At 48.0% G+C, this 17,236-nt stretch carries 21 protein-coding genes; 17 read left to right on the top strand and 4 right to left on the bottom strand.

Features of this window, described 5'->3' with window-relative positions; all coding sequences use genetic code 11:
* The first annotated feature begins 8 nt into the window (after positions 1–8).
* From BVG16_RS18305 to BVG16_RS18285, 5 genes are all read left to right on the top strand, one after another.
* The gene (locus BVG16_RS18305; RefSeq protein ID WP_078500349.1) at positions 9–473 is read left to right on the top strand and encodes a GAF domain-containing protein; all 465 of its coding nucleotides are present in this window, start codon (positions 9–11) and stop codon (positions 471–473) included.
* Entirely contained in the window at positions 470–1,549 is a 1,080-nt protein-coding gene (locus tag BVG16_RS18300) for a sensor histidine kinase (RefSeq protein WP_408635349.1), read from the top strand. The genes BVG16_RS18305 and BVG16_RS18300 overlap by 4 nt, the downstream gene beginning before the upstream one ends.
* Entirely contained in the window at positions 1,546–2,193 is a 648-nt protein-coding gene (locus tag BVG16_RS18295; protein WP_078500347.1) for a response regulator transcription factor, read from the top strand. Before BVG16_RS18300 ends, BVG16_RS18295 begins: the two co-directional genes overlap by 4 nt.
* A 127-nt stretch (positions 2,194–2,320) precedes the next feature.
* The gene (locus BVG16_RS18290) at positions 2,321–3,814 is read left to right on the top strand and encodes a nitrate/nitrite transporter (protein WP_078500346.1); all 1,494 of its coding nucleotides are present in this window, start codon (positions 2,321–2,323) and stop codon (positions 3,812–3,814) included.
* A 237-nt stretch (positions 3,815–4,051) separates the two neighbouring features.
* Positions 4,052–5,071 carry a ThiF family adenylyltransferase gene (locus tag BVG16_RS18285; protein ID WP_078500344.1) on the top strand — a complete coding sequence of 340 codons (1,020 nt, stop codon included), beginning with the start codon at positions 4,052–4,054 and terminating at the stop codon, positions 5,069–5,071.
* A 38-nt stretch (positions 5,072–5,109) separates the two neighbouring features.
* Here the strand turns inward: BVG16_RS18285 and moaC are convergent, their stop codons facing one another.
* Entirely contained in the window at positions 5,110–5,604 is a 495-nt protein-coding gene (moaC, locus tag BVG16_RS18280; RefSeq protein ID WP_078500342.1) for a cyclic pyranopterin monophosphate synthase MoaC, read from the bottom strand.
* Positions 5,605–5,669: 65 nt separating this feature from the next.
* Between moaC and BVG16_RS18275 the strand changes: the two genes are divergently transcribed.
* The 7 genes from BVG16_RS18275 to BVG16_RS18245 are packed head-to-tail and all read left to right on the top strand — an operon-like array spanning position 5,670 to position 10,460.
* Positions 5,670–6,926, top strand: coding sequence for a molybdopterin molybdotransferase MoeA (locus BVG16_RS18275; RefSeq protein WP_078500340.1), 1,257 nt, complete (start codon positions 5,670–5,672; stop codon positions 6,924–6,926).
* The gene (gene mobB, locus BVG16_RS18270; RefSeq protein WP_078500338.1) at positions 6,914–7,459 is read left to right on the top strand and encodes a molybdopterin-guanine dinucleotide biosynthesis protein B; all 546 of its coding nucleotides are present in this window, start codon (positions 6,914–6,916) and stop codon (positions 7,457–7,459) included. Before BVG16_RS18275 ends, mobB begins: the two co-directional genes overlap by 13 nt.
* Positions 7,437–7,883, top strand: coding sequence for a molybdenum cofactor biosynthesis protein MoaE (locus tag BVG16_RS18265; RefSeq protein WP_078500336.1), 447 nt, complete (start codon positions 7,437–7,439; stop codon positions 7,881–7,883). Before mobB ends, BVG16_RS18265 begins: the two co-directional genes overlap by 23 nt.
* On the top strand, positions 7,880–8,113 hold the full coding sequence (moaD, locus tag BVG16_RS18260; RefSeq protein ID WP_078500334.1) for a molybdopterin converting factor subunit 1: 234 nt from the start codon (positions 7,880–7,882) through the stop codon (positions 8,111–8,113). The genes BVG16_RS18265 and moaD overlap by 4 nt, the downstream gene beginning before the upstream one ends.
* A 4-nt stretch (positions 8,114–8,117) precedes the next feature.
* A complete protein-coding gene (locus BVG16_RS18255; protein ID WP_078500332.1) occupies positions 8,118–8,678 on the top strand; it encodes a molybdenum cofactor guanylyltransferase in 561 nt (186 codons plus the stop codon).
* Between the two features lie 24 nt (positions 8,679–8,702).
* A complete protein-coding gene (gene moaA, locus BVG16_RS18250) occupies positions 8,703–9,719 on the top strand; it encodes a GTP 3',8-cyclase MoaA (protein ID WP_078500330.1) in 1,017 nt (338 codons plus the stop codon).
* 15 nt (positions 9,720–9,734) lie between these two features.
* Positions 9,735–10,460: a YwiC-like family protein gene (locus BVG16_RS18245; protein ID WP_078500328.1), complete on the top strand. Its 726-nt coding sequence runs from the start codon at positions 9,735–9,737 to the stop codon at positions 10,458–10,460.
* A gap of 86 nt (positions 10,461–10,546) precedes the next feature.
* On the opposite strand, the gene BVG16_RS18240 is transcribed toward BVG16_RS18245, so the two are convergent.
* On the bottom strand, positions 10,547–11,314 hold the full coding sequence (locus BVG16_RS18240; RefSeq protein WP_078500326.1) for a tryptophan-rich sensory protein: 768 nt from the start codon (positions 11,312–11,314) through the stop codon (positions 10,547–10,549).
* A gap of 220 nt (positions 11,315–11,534) precedes the next feature.
* Between BVG16_RS18240 and BVG16_RS18235 the strand changes: the two genes are divergently transcribed.
* The 5 genes from BVG16_RS18235 (at position 11,535) to BVG16_RS18215 (ending at position 14,582) form a co-directional block, all read left to right on the top strand.
* Positions 11,535–12,320 carry a DeoR/GlpR family DNA-binding transcription regulator gene (locus BVG16_RS18235; protein WP_078500324.1) on the top strand — a complete coding sequence of 262 codons (786 nt, stop codon included), beginning with the start codon at positions 11,535–11,537 and terminating at the stop codon, positions 12,318–12,320.
* Positions 12,321–12,352: 32 nt separating this feature from the next.
* Positions 12,353–12,808, top strand: coding sequence for a phosphonate C-P lyase system protein PhnG (locus tag BVG16_RS18230; RefSeq protein ID WP_078500322.1), 456 nt, complete (start codon positions 12,353–12,355; stop codon positions 12,806–12,808).
* Entirely contained in the window at positions 12,809–12,994 is a 186-nt protein-coding gene (locus tag BVG16_RS18225) for a hypothetical protein (RefSeq protein WP_078500320.1), read from the top strand.
* 133 nt (positions 12,995–13,127) lie between these two features.
* Positions 13,128–14,237, top strand: coding sequence for a putative 2-aminoethylphosphonate ABC transporter substrate-binding protein (locus BVG16_RS18220; RefSeq protein ID WP_408635353.1), 1,110 nt, complete (start codon positions 13,128–13,130; stop codon positions 14,235–14,237).
* Positions 14,238–14,369: 132 nt separating this feature from the next.
* Complete coding sequence (locus BVG16_RS18215; protein ID WP_078500318.1) at positions 14,370–14,582, top strand: DUF378 domain-containing protein; 213 nt, start codon at positions 14,370–14,372, stop codon at positions 14,580–14,582.
* A gap of 77 nt (positions 14,583–14,659) precedes the next feature.
* Here the strand turns inward: BVG16_RS18215 and treR are convergent, their stop codons facing one another.
* Complete coding sequence (gene treR, locus BVG16_RS18210; RefSeq protein WP_078500316.1) at positions 14,660–15,364, bottom strand: trehalose operon repressor; 705 nt, start codon at positions 15,362–15,364, stop codon at positions 14,660–14,662.
* A gap of 180 nt (positions 15,365–15,544) precedes the next feature.
* The gene (gene treC / locus BVG16_RS18205; RefSeq protein WP_078500314.1) at positions 15,545–17,233 is read right to left on the bottom strand and encodes an alpha,alpha-phosphotrehalase; all 1,689 of its coding nucleotides are present in this window, start codon (positions 17,231–17,233) and stop codon (positions 15,545–15,547) included.
* Between the last annotated feature and the right edge of the window lie 3 nt (positions 17,234–17,236).

The following is a 17,236-nucleotide window of genomic DNA, read 5'->3' as shown; positions in this document are numbered from 1 at the left end:
TTATTGGGATGCATGATGAATCGAAATTTGACTATCAGCAAGAAATCGACGCCATTCGAAAGCGTTTTGATTTTGATTTGGTTTCCATCGCTCTTGTTCAACCGGCAGCAGACCAATTTGTACTTACGTGGCAATACGCCTCAGGTAATTTAAATGATCGCTATAAGCGGATTATATTACATTCAGGTAAAGGAATTGCTGGGATGGTGTTCAAAACAGGGAAGTCCGTCGTCATCAAGTCTATTCGTTCCGAGATCGATCCGAAAGATTTGTTCAAATACCCGATTATCGTTGCAGAGCAGCTTCAGAGTGTGGCTGCCGTCCCTTTGTGGAAAAATAGCCGTGTTGCAGGCGTGTTATCCGTTGCTTTTCGTGAAGAGAATCAATTAACGGAGGAACGGATTCAAGCCTTTCAACAAAGTATTGAACCGAAATTTGGTCCCTTTTTTACCAAGGAGATGGTAGAGCAGTGACGCAAATGAATGATGCCCATATGTCAGTTTTATTGAAAAACCTGTACATGAATAGTATGGAAGCTATTTTTTTTGTTGGTGAACAAGGGGAAGTGCTGGCGATGAACCCCGCAGCAGAACAGATCCTCGACATCGATGTCATCGAGCAGCTGCACCAGGGGACTCAAGTTTCGATTTGTCAGACTTGTGCGGGCTATACGAATGAAGAAGCGATGCTCTCTTGCTCGAATTGTTTCCTAGATCACAACGAAGGGGACTTCTCTTCCTTTCAGGTATATCTGAATACGCGCGGGCAGGGGATTATTCCTTATGCAGCCAGTTATCATACGATCGATCAGGAACGAGGGATTCGCGTCTTCATGCTGCTTAACTTAACCCGGCAATTTAAGACACAGGAAATGCTGTACCGAACCAATATGACGAAGTATGTGATCAAAGCGCAAGAGGATGAACGAAAGCGGATTTCGCGCGAATTGCATGATAGTGTCGCGCAAGAGTTACTTAGTTCGCTCGTTGACCTGCGAGTATTAAAGTATATGAATGTTGATGGCGTGGTCTTAGACAAGCTGCAGCAGACGGAAGCGTCTTTGACCCGATTATTGGATGACATTCGGCATTTAGCGGTGGAATTGCGTCCAGCTTCACTCGATGACCTAGGGTTAGAGGCGGCGTTTCGTTCTCATTTCAAATGGATTGCGCAGAATTACGGCTTGCTCGTGAGTTTCGATTCCGAACTGTCATCCGCACGATATAGCAATGAGATTGAAACCGTTGTCTATCGTGTATGCCAAGAAGCTGTATTGAATGCGCTGAAATATGCGAACACGGATGAAGTGCAGGTTAGGCTGCATGAGGAACAAGGGGATTTGCAACTCATCGTTCGCGATGAAGGTTGTGGATTTCAGCCGAATACAAGGGATCCCAAAGGGACGGGGTTAGGTCTATTCGGGATGAGAGAGCGGGCAGAGTTAGTTCACGGCCAACTATCGATTCGCTCAGAGGTGGGTGGTGGAACAACGATCCACCTGCGCATTCCCTTGTCGCCGACGAGATCCGAAGAGGGGGATGCGGAGTGAAAATTGTCATCGCGGATGATCACGCGGTGGTGCGAAGCGGGTTCTCCATGATCCTGAATTATCAGGAAGATATGGAGGTTGTCGCTACAGCTGCGGATGGGATAGAAGCTTTCCAGATGGTGGCTAAGCACCAGCCTGACGTTTTATTGATGGATTTAAGCATGCCTCCGGGGGAGAGCGGATTATTTGCAACCGGGAAGATTAGCAGTGAATTCCCTACGACGCGAATTCTCATCCTAACGATGTATGATGATGAGGAATATTTATTCCATGTACTGAAAAATGGAGCAGCGGGGTATATATTGAAGAATGCGCCTGATGAGGAATTATTGTCTGCGATCCGAACAGTTCATCAAGGCGGCACCTATATTCATTCCAAAATGGCGACATCGCTCGTGCGGGAATTCATCAAGAAGGATCAGGAAGCCGGCGAATCGGATCCCTTCAATTTATTAACCAAACGGGAGATTGAGATCCTGCCCTTAATTGCGAAGGGTTATGGGAATAAAGAAATTGCCGAGAAGCTGTTCATTTCCGTGAAGACGGTTGAAGTACACAAGGCCAAGATTATGGAGAAGCTGCATTTGAAGAGCCGACCGGAATTGGTGGAATACGCGCTCAAGAAGAAGCTGCTTGATTTCTAGAAAAATAATAGGGAATTCCTCCGAAGGATCAGGGGAATTCCCTATTATTTTTTTGCCCAGGATCCCTTTACAATAAGACTTGGGAATCAATACGTTGTCATTCACTCTACAAGGAATAGGTGATGTGATGATTAGAAAAATGCAGTTGCCGCTACAAACAGTCAACTTAACATTAGGTTTTATGGTATGGGTCATTATTTCGGCACTCATACCGTTTATTAAAGAGGATATTGCCCTATCGGCAAGTCAGCTGGCCATCGTGACGGCGGTACCGGTAGTTCTGGGTTCGATCCTACGAATTCCATTAGGGTATTATGCCAATGTCTTTGGGGCGCGCATCGTCTTCTTGGTTAGCTTCATTCTGCTGCTGTTCCCGGTGTTCTATATTAGTAAAGCTTCATCTTTCGCGGACTTAATTATTGGCGGGTTGTTTCTGGGGATTGGGGGCGCGGTGTTCTCTGTAGGTGTAACATCGCTGCCGAAGTATTTCCCGAAGGAAAGACATGGACTTATCAACGGTATCTACGGGATGGGAAATATGGGTACGGCCATTACGACGTTTACTGCACCTGTCATCGCGACACAAGTAGGCTGGTCGTTCACCGTGAAGCTTTATCTCGTATTGCTCGCAATTTTTGCGGTACTCAATTTATTCTTCGGAGACCGTCAAGAAGTGAAGGTCAGAACACCCATTATGGAAGAAATAAAGGCTATCTATAAGAACGATAAGCTTTGGTTATTCTCGCTATTTTATTTTATAACGTTCGGTTCGTTCGTTGCGTTTACGGTATATCTTCCGAATTTTCTAGTCTCGCATTTCGAGCTGGACAAAGTAGATGCAGGCATGCGCACGGCTGGGTTTATTGCGCTGGCTACCTTCATGCGACCGCTAGGCGGCTGGCTAGGTGACCGATTCAAGCCATTATTCTTGCTCATGGGGGTTTTCTCGGGACTTACGGCAGCTGCGATCCTTCTGGCGTTCTCCCCTTCGATTGGGCTGTATACGATAGGCTGTCTCACGATTGCGATCTGTGCAGGTTTAGGGAATGGCGTTATTTTCAAGCTTGTTCCTCAATATTTCAGTAAGCAGGCCGGGACAGTGAACGGCATTGTATCTATGATGGGCGGGTTAGGAGGATTTTTCCCTCCGTTGATGTTATCGATCATTTATTCCATTACAGGCCAGTACTCGATTGGATTTATGGCGTTGTCTCAAGTCGCGCTGGCCAGTCTGATTCTGGTGATCTGGTTGTATTATCAGGAGCGGCTTAAAGTATCGGATGAAGTGTTCCGTTCTACAGGCCAAGGGATTCTCGTAACCGATGCAAAAGGTGTGATTAAAGCGGTGAATCCGGCTTTTACGAAGCTAACAGGGTATGAGGAAAAAGAGGTTATCGATCACAAGCCGAGCATCCTCAAGTCGGGAAAGCAGCCTAAAGCTTTCTACGACCAGATGTGGGATATCATTAGGCAAACAGGTCAATGGCAAGGAGAGATTGTGAACCGCCGAAAAAGCGGTCAAGAATATCGGGAGCTTCTAACGATTAATGCCGTGAAAGACCAAACGGGGGAAGTCGTCCGCTATGTAGGTTCGTTCAGCGATATCACATCTCATAACTGATTAATTGGCGATAAACCTACCTTGCTTTCGAAGCGAGTTTTGCAAGCAAAACTTGTAGGTCGCTCATCTTCGAAAGGCCTTGATAGAGGTTTTCACATATATTAAAGAAGGGCATCCGGTCATTGGACTGGAAGCCCTTCTATTTTAGCCATGATAGAGAGTATAGATTACGATTGTGAAGACGACGATATAATAACCTGCATCTCGTCGCTACAGGTGAATAGGGGGGAAACAACATTGGATCAGCGATATTCACGACAAATCTTATTCAAGCCTATAGGCATCACAGGACAGAAGTGTTTGTCTGAGGCAAGCGTGGCGGTTATCGGCTGTGGAGCACTTGGAACGGCTTCTGCTGAGATGTTGGTCCGTGCAGGTGTGGGTACGATTCGCATCGCGGATCGTGATGTGGTTGAGCGATCGAACTTGCAAAGGCAGCAGTTGTTCACGGAAGCAGATGCCGAAGCGATGGTGCCGAAGGTCGTTGCTGCGGAGCGAAGATTGCATGCAATCCGCACCGATGCTGCGTTGTATACCTATTTCGAACATGTGGATGGCGTACTCATGGAGGAGCTGGCTGCGCAGGTGGACGTGATCATCGACGCAACGGATAACTTTGAGACCCGCCTGTTGATAAATGATGCCGCGCATAAGTATGGAATTCCGTGGATCTATGGGGCATGCGTCGGGAGTACAGGGACGATGTTTCCTTTTGTACCGGGTGAAGCGGCTTGCTTCCATTGCCTCATGCCTACACTGCCTAGGATGAATGAAACCTGTGATACGGCGGGGATTATTGCTCCCGCGGTGCAAGTTACGGCATCGCATCAATGTACAGAGGTATTGAAATGGCTGACGGGCAATCGAGAGGCCATGCGGAAGAAGGTGCTGCATTTCGACTTATGGAATCCAGCGCAATTGGAGACAGGAATTTCGCGACTTCGAGATCCGCATTGCGAAACATGCGGCATTCATCCAACCTTTCCGTCGCTCTCCATACAAGATACGAGGAGAGTTGCTGTCTTATGCGGAAGAGATGCGGTTCAGATCACAGCGGATCCCGACCGCTCCTTGAGCTTGGACGATGTAGAACAGTTGGCAGAAAAAATAGGAAACCCCTGCAAGCGCACACCCTATTCTGTAGAGATGTTTGCCGAGGGGCATCGCATGATCCTATTTCGTACAGGCCGGCTTCTCATCTACGGAATTTCGGATGCGACGGAAGGGATGAATTTGTTCCATAAGCTGTTCGGCTAAACCGAATTGGGTCGGCGGAGTGGTCTGATTACGATTATTTAGTCCTGTTGACGTGTGAAATCGCCATTTTTCCCGCCGGTTTTGTTCATCAGCATGGTGGGACCGATGATCATCTCTTTGCCAACAGCTTTGCACATATCATAGATCGTTAAGGCAGCGACGGATGCCGCCGTGAGGGCTTCCATTTCGACGCCGGTAAGGCCTTTTGTTTTGACTTCAGCTAATATCAATACTTCATAATGAGCCGTATTCGGATCGATGTTCCATTCAAATTGAATATTGATTCCCGTGAGAGCAAGCGGATGGCACATGGGGATGATGGAAGAGGTCTGCTTGGCAGCCATAATGCCGGCAACTTGCGCGACAGCGAATACGTCACCCTTTTTGTTCGACCCTTCTGAAATTTGTTGATATATACGTTCATTGACTAGAATCGAGGATTTCGCGATGGCTGTTCGTACGGTTTCTTGCTTCCCACTGACATCGACCATTTTCGCCCGACCTTGCTCGTTAAAGTGCGTTAATTCCGACATGTTCAACACCCTTTTACTCATAATGAACCATAGTATACCACAATATAGGTGAGGAGAAGATGTCTATGCTTGAAATGAGAAAACCGATTCCTGTATCCGATGCGATCGCCAAAGTGATTAACCATACATGCCAAAATACGACTGAATATATTCCGCTTAGCGAGTCCTATGGATATACGCTCGCGGAGCCCATCATCGCGCAGCAGGATGTTCCGCATTTCAATCGTTCGGCTTATGATGGGTTCGCGATTCGTTCTGCGGATTCCGTCGGCGCTACGGGGATGAACCGGATACCCTTCCGTGTCATAGATCATATCGGGGCGGGACATGTAGCCAAGGTGGCGCTTGCTGAAGGGGAGGCCGTACGCATCATGACCGGGGCTGCGATGCCGACGCATGCGGATGCGGTGGTCATGTTAGAGCAAGCGGTCGTGACTGAACAGGGATTTACCATCCGCAAGCCATTTGAACCTCATGAGAATGTCTCGCTTCAGGGGGAGGATGCCTGTCAGGGAGAAGAACTTATTCCTGCTGGAGGGTTCATTCACCCCGGGACGATTGCCCTCCTCGCGACCTTCGGGTATACGCAAGTACGTGTGACTAAGAAGCCGATTGTAGGAATTCTTGCTACGGGCACGGAATTGCTCGATACGTTCGATGATCTTGTCCCCGGCAAAATCCGAAATAGCAACGGACCCATGATTGCGGCACAGCTTGCACGGCTAGGGGTGGAGAGCCGTTCTTATGGTATGCTTGCTGATGATATGGATGCTTGTTACGAAACTGTGGTTCGGGCTTTGCGTGAGACGGATTGTCTGATCACGACAGGCGGAGTCTCGGTTGGTGATTATGATTATTTACCGACCATTTATGAGCGCTTGGGTGCAGAGGTTCTGTTCAATAAAGTCTCGATGCGTCCTGGAAGTGTTACGACCGCGGCGGTAGCGAACGGGCAGCTCTTATTCGGACTATCTGGCAATCCTTCGGCCTGTTTTACGGGATTTGAGCTCTTCGTACGTCCAGCTTTAAACAAGATGATGGGCAGCCAGAAGCTATATTTGCCCTATGAAAAGGCAGTTCTAACGGAGGACTTCAGCAAAGCGAACCCGTTCACGCGTTTTATTCGCGCCGTGTACCGGTCTACGCCGCAGGGAGCAACCGTCACGCCTGCAGGCTTCAATAAATCCAATGCGGTATCTTCGATTGCGCGGGGAAACGCGTTGATCGTTCTCCCGGGAGGTTCCGCAGGGTATGAAGCGGGGGATGAAGTGGATGTTCTCGTATTAGGGGTTGAGGAAGGCACCGCGGAATGGTTATTATGAACATATTACAAGTGGTAGGATTTAAAAATTGCGGCAAAACGACGCGGATCGAGAAGTGGGTTCGATTCCTATCCTCTCGAAACCTGAGCGTGTCTGTGATTAAGCATCATGGACATGGCGGGCCGCTATCCATGCCGTCAGCGGATACCGATAGTATGAAATTCCTGGCGCAAGGGTCTGTAAGTTCCATTGCCGTCAGCGATAATATGATACAGTTGCACATGCAGCCCGCACTGGAATTGCAATCATTGATTGCACTAGCTGAATTCGCGAAGCCGGATTTCCTTCTCATTGAGGGGTTTAAAGAGGCGTCGCAGGCTAAAGTGGTCATTGTACGTACAAAGGAAGAATGGGAGCTGTTACGGCACTTATCGCATATTGTACTTGTCTTGGCATATGCATATGCAGATGTAGATATCGATCAGAGCGGAGATGTTAAGGTCATGCGTGTGGACGACGACGCAGGCCTTCAGAATTGGATAGTAGACTATGTAGAAGGTGATCGATCGAATGAAGCCATACGAGATTGTTGAAGGGCCGTTGAATGTTCAGGCGATGATGGATTTTGTATTGCATCCGGGTGCAGGCGCTGTGACGACGTTCACGGGACATGTACGCGAGTGGACACAGGGTGTGAGAACGATGTACCTGGCCTATGAGGCCTATGTGCCGATGGCCGAGAAGAAGCTTGCGCAAATCGGGGCAGAGATTGAAGAGAGATGGCCGGGTTCACGGGTGGCGATCGCGCATCGCATCGGCGAACTTCAGATCTCGGATATTGCCGTCGTCATTGCCGTGTCATCACCGCATCGGAAGGCTGCTTATGAAGCCAATGAATATGCGATCGAACGGATCAAAGAAATGGTACCCATCTGGAAAAAGGAAATATGGGAAGATGGGGAAGAATGGATCGGCGAACAGAAGAAGAAGCCAGAGCAGGGGAGGAATGCGAAGTGATTCGTGTGTGTTATTTTGCCAGCTTGCGTGAGATTGCTGGGAAATCGGAAGAAACCATTGATCGTGAAGCCTGGACCGTTCAGGAGCTCTTGGATTGGGCGGAATCGACTTACCCCGCATTTCAGCATAAGACGATGTTCGTAGCGGTAAATGAAGAGTATGCGCGGCGGGAAGATCCCATTCGTGACGGAGATGTGATTGCGCTCATTCCTCCGGTAAGCGGCGGATAATGATATGGATACCGTAGGGATTGTTCTTGCAGGGGGCTTGTCCAGTCGCTTTGGATCGCCCAAGGCTTTTGCGCAAAAGGACGGCAGATTCTATTATGAGATCGCGCACCAGGCATTACGATCCGTTAGTACGCAGGTCGTGGTTGTAGGACGTCCCGAACATCGTGAACGATTTGATTCGAAGATGGATGTTATGATGGATTCCGAGGAGTTCATGGGATGCGGGCCGCTTGCTGGAATCTATTCGGCGATGATGGCTTATCCTGCGGAGCGGTATGTTATTTTGCCTTGTGACATGCCTTATATGACACCTGAAGTGATGGAATCGCTTGTGGAATGCGATACAGGCGATAATGATGTTGTGGCCGTTGAATTTGAAGGGGTTCAGCACCCGCTCGTTGCGGTATTCCACCCACGAATGCGGGATATTATTCGTCGTTCGTTGGAACAAGGGCAATATAGTGTTATGAAATTACTGGCACAAGTACATGTGCGCTGGATTCAAGGAAGCGATGTAACCGCGAATGCTCCCGATGTATTTCGGAATTTGAACACACCAGAATAGCTTGATGAGGGAGGAGGAGGATGTATGATCAACGAACCCATGCGTGATCAACTGCACAGGCCTATTCGTGACTTGCGGATTTCCGTTACGGATCGCTGCAATTTTCGATGCACGTATTGTATGCCGAAGGAAATTTTCGGTGACGACTACAGGTTCTTGCCGAAACATGAACTGTTGACCTTTGAAGAGATCCGTCGCGTGGCACGGCTATTTGCCTCTCTCGGCGTGAAGAAAATCCGGTTAACGGGCGGCGAGCCTTTATTGCGAGGTCAATTGCCGACATTGGTTGAGATGCTTTTGCAAGTTGAGGGAATTGAGGATATTGGATTGACGACCAATGGTCTGCTCCTGAAACAATATGCCCAGCCATTATATGATAAGGGTCTGCGGAGATTGAATATTAGCTTGGATGCCATGGATCCGGAACTCTTCGCGCTGATGAACGGACGCGGGATAACACCTGCTGTGATCTTAGAGAATATTGAGCATGTGAGAAAGATCGGCTTCCAAATTAAAGTGAACATGGTCGTACAAAAGGGTGTCAATGATCAAGAGATTCTCCCGATGGCTGCCTATTTCAAAGCGCAAGGGATCACCTTATGTTTCATTGAATTCATGGATGTGGGGAATGACAATGGCTGGAGCTTCAAGCGGGTCGTCACGAAGAAAGAGATCTATGAACGCCTCTCCGCTTCCTATGTCTTAGAACCTCTGGAGCAGCATTATTACGGGGAAGTTGCCAAGCGATACCGTTACAGCGACAGCGAATCCGAGGTCGGCTTCATTACTTCCGTATCGGAATCGTTCTGCTCCACGTGTACGCGTGCACGACTGTCATCCGAGGGGAAATTCTATACTTGTCTGTTCGCTTCGGAGGGATTTGACTTGCGGGAATGGATCCGCGGGGGTGCGACAGATGATGAGATCCTTGGGGCGATTCGCGGTGTATGGGAGCAGCGGAATGATCGTTATTCGGATGAACGTACGGAACATACCGAACGCGTCCGCAAAAAAATCAACATGTCCTATATCGGTGGGTGAAAGAGGTAGAGGTCTGTGAATAAGAAAGGGATTGTCATTCCCCATGAACATGGGGGTTGGGCGATGGTCAGCGTTCCGTTCTTCATCGGAATGATGTCCGGCAAGCCGCAGTGGATGCATATTTTTTTGTTTTTAGCATGGTTCTTTCTATATTTATCATCGTATCCGCTCCTTCAATCATTGAAGAAGAGGGCGGACCGCAGTCGTATGATTCAATGGGGCATCATCTATGGCGTGATTGCCGTCCTTTGTCTGATTCCCCCGCTCGTAAGCTTGCCGCAGCTGTTTTACTTTGCTCCGCTTCTGCTGGTACTCCTTGCCGTGAACATTTGGTTCGTGAAGCAAAAATCGGAGCGGGCTTTCTTGAATGACTTATGTGCCATTCTGATTTTTTCGCTCGGAGGCGCGGCCGCTTATTTGCTTGGTGAAGGAGGATGGGATCGCACGATGATCCTGGTCGTCGTGTTCAATCTCCTGTATTTCATGGGGACCGTGTTCTTCGTGAAGTCCGTGTTTCGAGAGCGCAAAAGCAAGCGTTGGGTCGCCTATGCTCAAGTCTATCATGTGATATTGCTGCTTATACCTTGGATACTTGGCAACCCTTGGATGGGATGTGTGTATCTTTTCGCAACGGTTCGGACATTTGCGCTGGCAGGGAAAGCCGTACGGCCCATGAAAGTAGGCATCATAGAAATCATAGGTGCAGTTCAATTTCTAATCCTTACCATTATTTTGATATAGAACTTATAACATATGATCCTTGTATATAGAACAAAAAGAAACGCTTCCCGTCCTTCATAGGACGCCGGAGGCGTTTCTTTTGCTCGTTATAGGACGGTCTGCCACCGCAATGCCCGTATGGATAGTTTCAACGCAAAACACCCTAGGAAGATGCCGGCTAACCAGGAAATAGTAGTGAGGACAGGTGAACTCTGTTGATTGACGCCGATGGCAATGAGTGTCCAGACGATGGTGAGGAGGTAGAAGGGATCTTCAAATTTGTGACCGATCCACCAAGCGAGGAGTATGAATGCCAAGAGAATGATGCCTGTCCATGCCACTTCAGACAACCCCCAGCGATTCCATTGGTGATTTATGAGGACAACGCTAACATTCACAATGGATGCGACTGTAATCCACCCCAAATAAATGCTGAATGGGACCGATACGAGCCAGAATGCCGCATCCCGAATCGGAGGCCTCGCAGATCGCGTTCGCGTATAGACGGCGAAGAGTGAGAGGAGCAAAGCGAACATGATGAAGACCGTAGCATCGATATATAAGTAATGCCAGAGCAGCAGCCACGCGATGTTCATGGCGCAGCTTACGATGAACCACCCACCGATGTCCCGTACCTCCGGCTTCGAGCGTACCGCAGGCAGCAGTTGGTAAATAACGAATAAAATAAGCAAGCCATAGATGAGTCCCCAAATCATGAAAGCATAGGATGCGGGTGTTATGCGTGTCGGATACATTGCTGAAATTTCCCCTGTTGTACGCCCGTTGATGGGCAGCCGCTCTGCTAGTCCATTCACAAGTAATACAAGCGCTAATGCCAAGGCATTTCCCCAAGCCAACAACCTGCTCTTCTGCACAACCGCTGCCTCCCTCAGTAACTTGTCTTTCTATCATTGTACGTTGCTTTTTCCACAATATGCGATTTTCGCAAACACACATAAATACAACAAAATATGCAGTGTTTACTTAATCTTCATGTGGATTTAACTTTGCACTGACATTTGTTCGTTACATTGAAATCAGCAAAGAGAATGAAGCAAATGATCAGGATGTATGGGACCAAAGGGGAGACTGCACATGTCGTTAAGCGCATTAGAACGTAAAGAGTTCATTGTGAAAAAAATCCATCTGGAAGGGAAGATTCGCAGTGATGAGCTGGTAGATGAACTGCAGGTGTCGTTCGAGACCATTCGGCGGACGCTGGAGGAGCTCGAGAAAGAAAACAAGTTGAAGCGTGTCTATGGCGGCGCGGTGAAGCTGACTCTAGATCGCATGGAGCCTGTATATCGGCAGAGGGAGCATTTATATGTCACGGAAAAAGAGAAGATAGGCCGTGCGGGCGCTGGTTTGGTGCAAGACAATGACGTCATTCTCATCGATGACGGCACGACGCCGTTACAGATGATTCATTATTTAACGAATACCAAGGGATTAACGGTGATTACGAATTCATTCCCGGCGGTGCATTGCCTGCAGGATTATAAGAATCGAGGCATGTTCGACGGAGATATCGTCGTGATTGGCGGGATGGTGAACTCGCATCAGGACCGTGTTTCGGGTGTGCTTGCGGAGCGGATGCTGGAAGGATTCCATGCCAACAAAGCTTTCATATCGATTGACGGCATCCAATTGAAAAAGGGAATTACCAGCTACGATGCCGACCGCGGTTCGTTAGTCCGTAAATTTATAGAACATGCAGAGCAGACGATCGTCATGACAGATCATTCGAAGATCGGCGCGGTGAAAATGTACAAAATTGCAGATGTGCGCGAAGTCGACATCATCATCAGTGACGTCGAAGTGCCTGAAGCCTGGGCTGATACGTTAGACCGGTGCGATACAACTTGGATGCATGCCAAATAACCCAGATAGAACCGAAAGGAGCGTAAACAAGAATGAGCGAGAAAATGAGTTCGAGAATGCAGGAATACACCGTCGTATTATCTGAACTGAAGATGGAAGATTTGATGCCGTGGGGGAACCATATCGTCCAATTAGGCCGTGTGGAGGAAGTCAATGAGCCAGCTTTGGGGCTTGTGATGATGCGCGCGCAGGAATCGGTTCAGCGTCATGTATTCAATGTGGGAGAACTGTTGATTTCGGAGTCTACGTTGGCCGTGGATGGCGTGGTTGGGTTCGGAATGGTCATGGGGAATGCCCTGGATAAAGCGCGAATCATTGCGATGATTGATGCCGTGCATCACAACGTGGAGTTGAAGTGGAACGATTTCCGGGAGCAATTCCGGATATGGATGGTTCAGAAGGAGAAAGAACTTCAGGAACGTCGGCAAGCCGAATTTGAATGGATTGCTCGGACGAAAGTCGGAGTCGCAACTATTCCCGTTCAATAAGTGGATGCATGTGAAGCAGCGGAGCAGAAGGCAGGTGCTATTGCCGAACAGTATGGTTCGGTGACGACCGGAGGCAGTGATTTTCATGGGTTTTACGGGGAGACGGAGCGGTTTACACTTGGCAGCAAGAACCCAGGAATGGACAGCGTGAGACAGCTTGCAGCACATGCGAAGGTAATTTTGTAATTTCTTCATATTCGCTTGATGTAGCTATGATAATCGATTGTTATAGTGATCTTGTCAGAAGGAAACTACGCAGAATGGCACATACATGAACGAATTTTATATGGGGAACGAGAAAGGGAGATTATGAATCATGGTGAGAAATTCATTCAAATGGGCAATGACATTAATGTTATGTATCGGATTGCTGGCAGGTTGTGCAAACGGTAAAAACTCAACTAGCGAAGTCGCGGCTGATGGAGACAAGGCGTCATCGGATACAACGGCATTGACGGATGTAGCGAAGGGATCGGGAGAACTGACGGTTTATACCGCGTTGGAAGATGATCAAATACAAGCCTACCTGACGTCGTACAAAGAACAATATCCAGACGTGAAACTGAACATTGTTCGTGATTCAACAGGAATCATTACCGCGAAATTAATCGCAGAGAAAGATAATCCGCAAGCAGATGTGATCTGGGGCTTAGCGGCAACGAGCTTGCTTGTCTTGGATCAAAAGGGAATGTTGGAAGGCTATGACCCGGCCGGCATTGAGAAGGTATCCCCAGAGTTCAAAGATACGGCAAGTCCGGCGAAATGGGTAGGGATCGACGCGTGGGAGACGGCTATCATCGCGAATACGGTGGAGTTGAAAAAACGCAATCTGCCTGTTCCGCAATCGTATGAAGATCTCATTAAACCGGAATACAAGGGGCTTCTTGTAATGCCGAATCCATCCTCTTCCGGTACAGGTTATTTGACAGTGAATGCATTTATGCAATTAATGGGTCCCGATAAAGCTTGGGGATACATGGACAAATTGAATGACAATATGTTGATGTATACACACTCGGGTTCCAAGCCAGCGAAAATGGCGGGTACAGGCGAAGCTGTCATCGGTCTATCTTTCGGTTATCGCGGCATTGAAGAGAAGAAAAAAGGCGCCCCTGTTGAAGTGGTGTTTCCAACTGAAGGATCTGGCTGGGATGTGGAAGCGAACGGACTTGTGAAGAAAGCCGATATTAAACCTGAAGCGAAAGCTTTCTTGGATTGGGCCATCAGTGATGCTCCAATGAAGGAATACAATAAGAACTATGCGATTCTTAGCGTGAAACAAGAGGGTGCGGCCATTCCAGAGGGTTACTCTCAAGATCCATTGAAACAATTAATCAAAAATGATCTGATCAAAGCGGCTTCGGAACGTGAAGCAACACTAGCGGAGTGGGATCAACGTTATGCAAGCAAATCGGAACCTAAAAGCTAATCTGTAATTGTTGATGGGCTCTCCTCTGGAGGGCTCTTGTTTATTTTGGCTATACATGTATAAAAGTTACCAGTCCGTGAAAACAATATATTTAACACAACCATTCTCTTATTATGAAAGGGCGTATCGCATATGCTTCGTCGTATTGCATTGGTGCTGGTTATTATTGGTGCGATTAACTGGTTACTTGTTGGGTTGTTTGAATGGGATCTAGTGACGGCGATATTTGGCGGGGATCATATCCGTCATTCCTCTTGGTTTAGCCGTATTATTTATATTTTAGTGGGTATTTCCGGTCTGGTGGCGATCCCGATATTGTTCGGCCGCAACGAAAGAGCAAGATAATCAATCCATCGACTCCCGTATCGATAAGAACATACTCAATCAAAGAGCCATGAGGGCAACCTCATGGCTCTTATTCGTTATCTTCGTGCCACGTCGGAGAAATAGAACTTGTCCAAGCGGTGACGAGATTCGGTATATTCAAATTGTCTGCCGTCATAGAGATGCGTGAAGTTTTTGACCACGACCACGTAATCAGTTCCGTTGAGGTCCAGATATTTAACATCATCCGCGGTGCAGGGTTGAACTTCAATGACACGTTGCGCATAGCTGATATGGAGCCCAAGTGTCTGTTCAATGTATTCGTAAATGGATGCGCCTGCGATCTCTGCCGTTAATCCCGGGATGAGCTCGGTAACGAAATGATTGATGTCCAGAATGACATTTTCGCCATCGACATGACGTACCCTTTTGATACAGTTGATTTGTGTTTTAGGTTTGATGCTCAGCAGCTTGGCCATTTCCTTACCAGATGGGAGGGTATGCATTTCAACCACACGGGTTTGGAATTTACGATTCAACCGTTTATTCTCTTCCGCAAAGCTGACGATACCGCCGAAGCGGAACTCGATATTTTTCTTGCGGAGTACAAAGACGCCCTTGCCATGAATCTTCTGGACATATCCACGTTCCTGCAGCAGATCAACTGCTTTCCTTACCGTTCCCCGACTCGTATCATAGGCTTCCATCAGCTCCGTCTCGGACGGGATTTTATAGCCTTCTTTCCATTTGCCCGCCTCGATGTTTTGGATAATCGCATCCATGATTTGTTCGTACTTCGACATCCGAAAAGAGCCTCCGTTCATCCGATTTCTATCGTGTCTTTATCGTACCATAAAAATAGGATGGGACGATAGGATCGGCAAAGAACCACTGATCACGAACAAACATCTTGTTCTCATGAAGCGGTTCTTTGGGATAATAAAAGCTTAGGGTATAAGCATGAGTATGAATATGAAAATGGACTATGTTCTACGAACGCACCGGAATACGATGGACTCATAAGGACGCAACACATACGCGGAATCGGTAGAGAGTTGAGTATCCTCATAGTTCGAGATCAGGACCTCGCTATCCGAGTTCATCAGGTCGTGATGAAGCAGGGGTTCAAGATGCCAGTCTAGTATGGCAGGTTCTTCGTAAAAATTATTGATGACGAGGAGCATGTCGTCATCCGTGGTGCGCGTATACGCCCAGACCTGCGGATGATGTTCGAACATCAGTGTATAACGGCCTTCTGTGATCACCGCTTCACGTTTGCGAAGCTCGATTAATTTCTTGTAGTGGTGCAGAATGGAGTCCGGATCTTGCAACGCCTGCTCGACATTGATGTCCTGAGCATTGGCCGGGATGCCAATCCACGGCGTTGCCTGTGAAAATCCGGCATGTTCCGTACGGTCCCATTGCATCGGTGTTCGGGAATTATCACGTGATTTCTGCCGAATGGCTCCCATCACGTCTTCTTCGGATGCGCCTGCTTGACGTTTGGCATGATAGATATTTAAGGTCTCGACATCCCGATAATCTTCAATGGATTGGAAACCGGGATTCGTCATGCCAATTTCTTCGCCTTGATAAATATAAGGCGTACCTTGCAGCAGGTGCAGGGCGGTTGCGAGCATTTTGGCGGATTGCTTGTGATATTGCCCTTCATGGCCGAACCGCGATACGATGCGCGGCTGATCGTGATTGCACCAGAAGAGGGCATTCCAACCTTGACCCTGCTGCATGCCGATTTGCCAGCTGGACATGATGTTCTTCAGCATCGCGAAGTCAAAAGGCGCCTGCGTCCACTTCTCGCCATTCGGATAATCGACCTTCAAATGATGGAAGCTGAAGGTCATGGATAACTCTTGGCGTACAGGATTGGAGTACAGGATGCAGTTATCGATGGAGGTTGATGACATCTCACCGACTGTAATCACGTCACGATTCGCGAATACTTCGCGGTTCATTTCTTGGATGAACTCGTGAACCCGAGGACCGTCCGTATAATGCTTGCGTCCATCCCCCGCCGTATCGTCAGGGAACGACGTATCTTTGGAGATCAGATTAATGACATCTAATCGGAACCCAGATACGCCCTTGTTTGCCCAGAAGCGCATCATTTCGTAGACATCCTGCCGCATCTGCTCATTTTCCCAGTTCAAATCGGCCTGGGTTTCATCGAATAAATGCAGGTAATATTGTCCGGTAGCGTTATCGTATTTCCAAGCGGAACCTCCGAATTTCGACTGCCAATTGTTCGGTTCGTTCTGCCATATATAATAATCGCGGTAACGACTGTTGCGGTTTTGTCGAGCTTCTTGGAACCAAGGATGATCAGTAGAGGAATGGTTCACCACGATATCCATCATGATGCCGATGCCTCGTTCCTTTGCTTCAGCTACCAGTTGATCGAAATCTTCCATGGTGCCGTAGCTTTCGTCAATGGTGTAGTAATTGCTGACGTCATATCCATTGTCCCGTTGCGGGGACGTATAAATCGGCGTAATCCACAGATAATCTACACCGAGAAAGGCGAGGTAATCGAGCTTTTCAATGATACCTTGGATATCACCCGTAGCGCGCTGATGCGCGCTGCGGAAGCTTTTCGGATAGATTTGATAAATAACGGATTTCTTCCAATCTTCATATAAGTTGTTGTTGTTCATCGA

The organism is Paenibacillus selenitireducens, from assembly GCF_002021565.1.
Taxonomy (GTDB): domain Bacteria; phylum Bacillota; class Bacilli; order Paenibacillales; family Paenibacillaceae; genus Paenibacillus_K; species Paenibacillus_K selenitireducens.
Note: the sequence above shows the minus strand (reverse complement) of the source record. Positions and strands in the feature narration are given on the sequence as shown.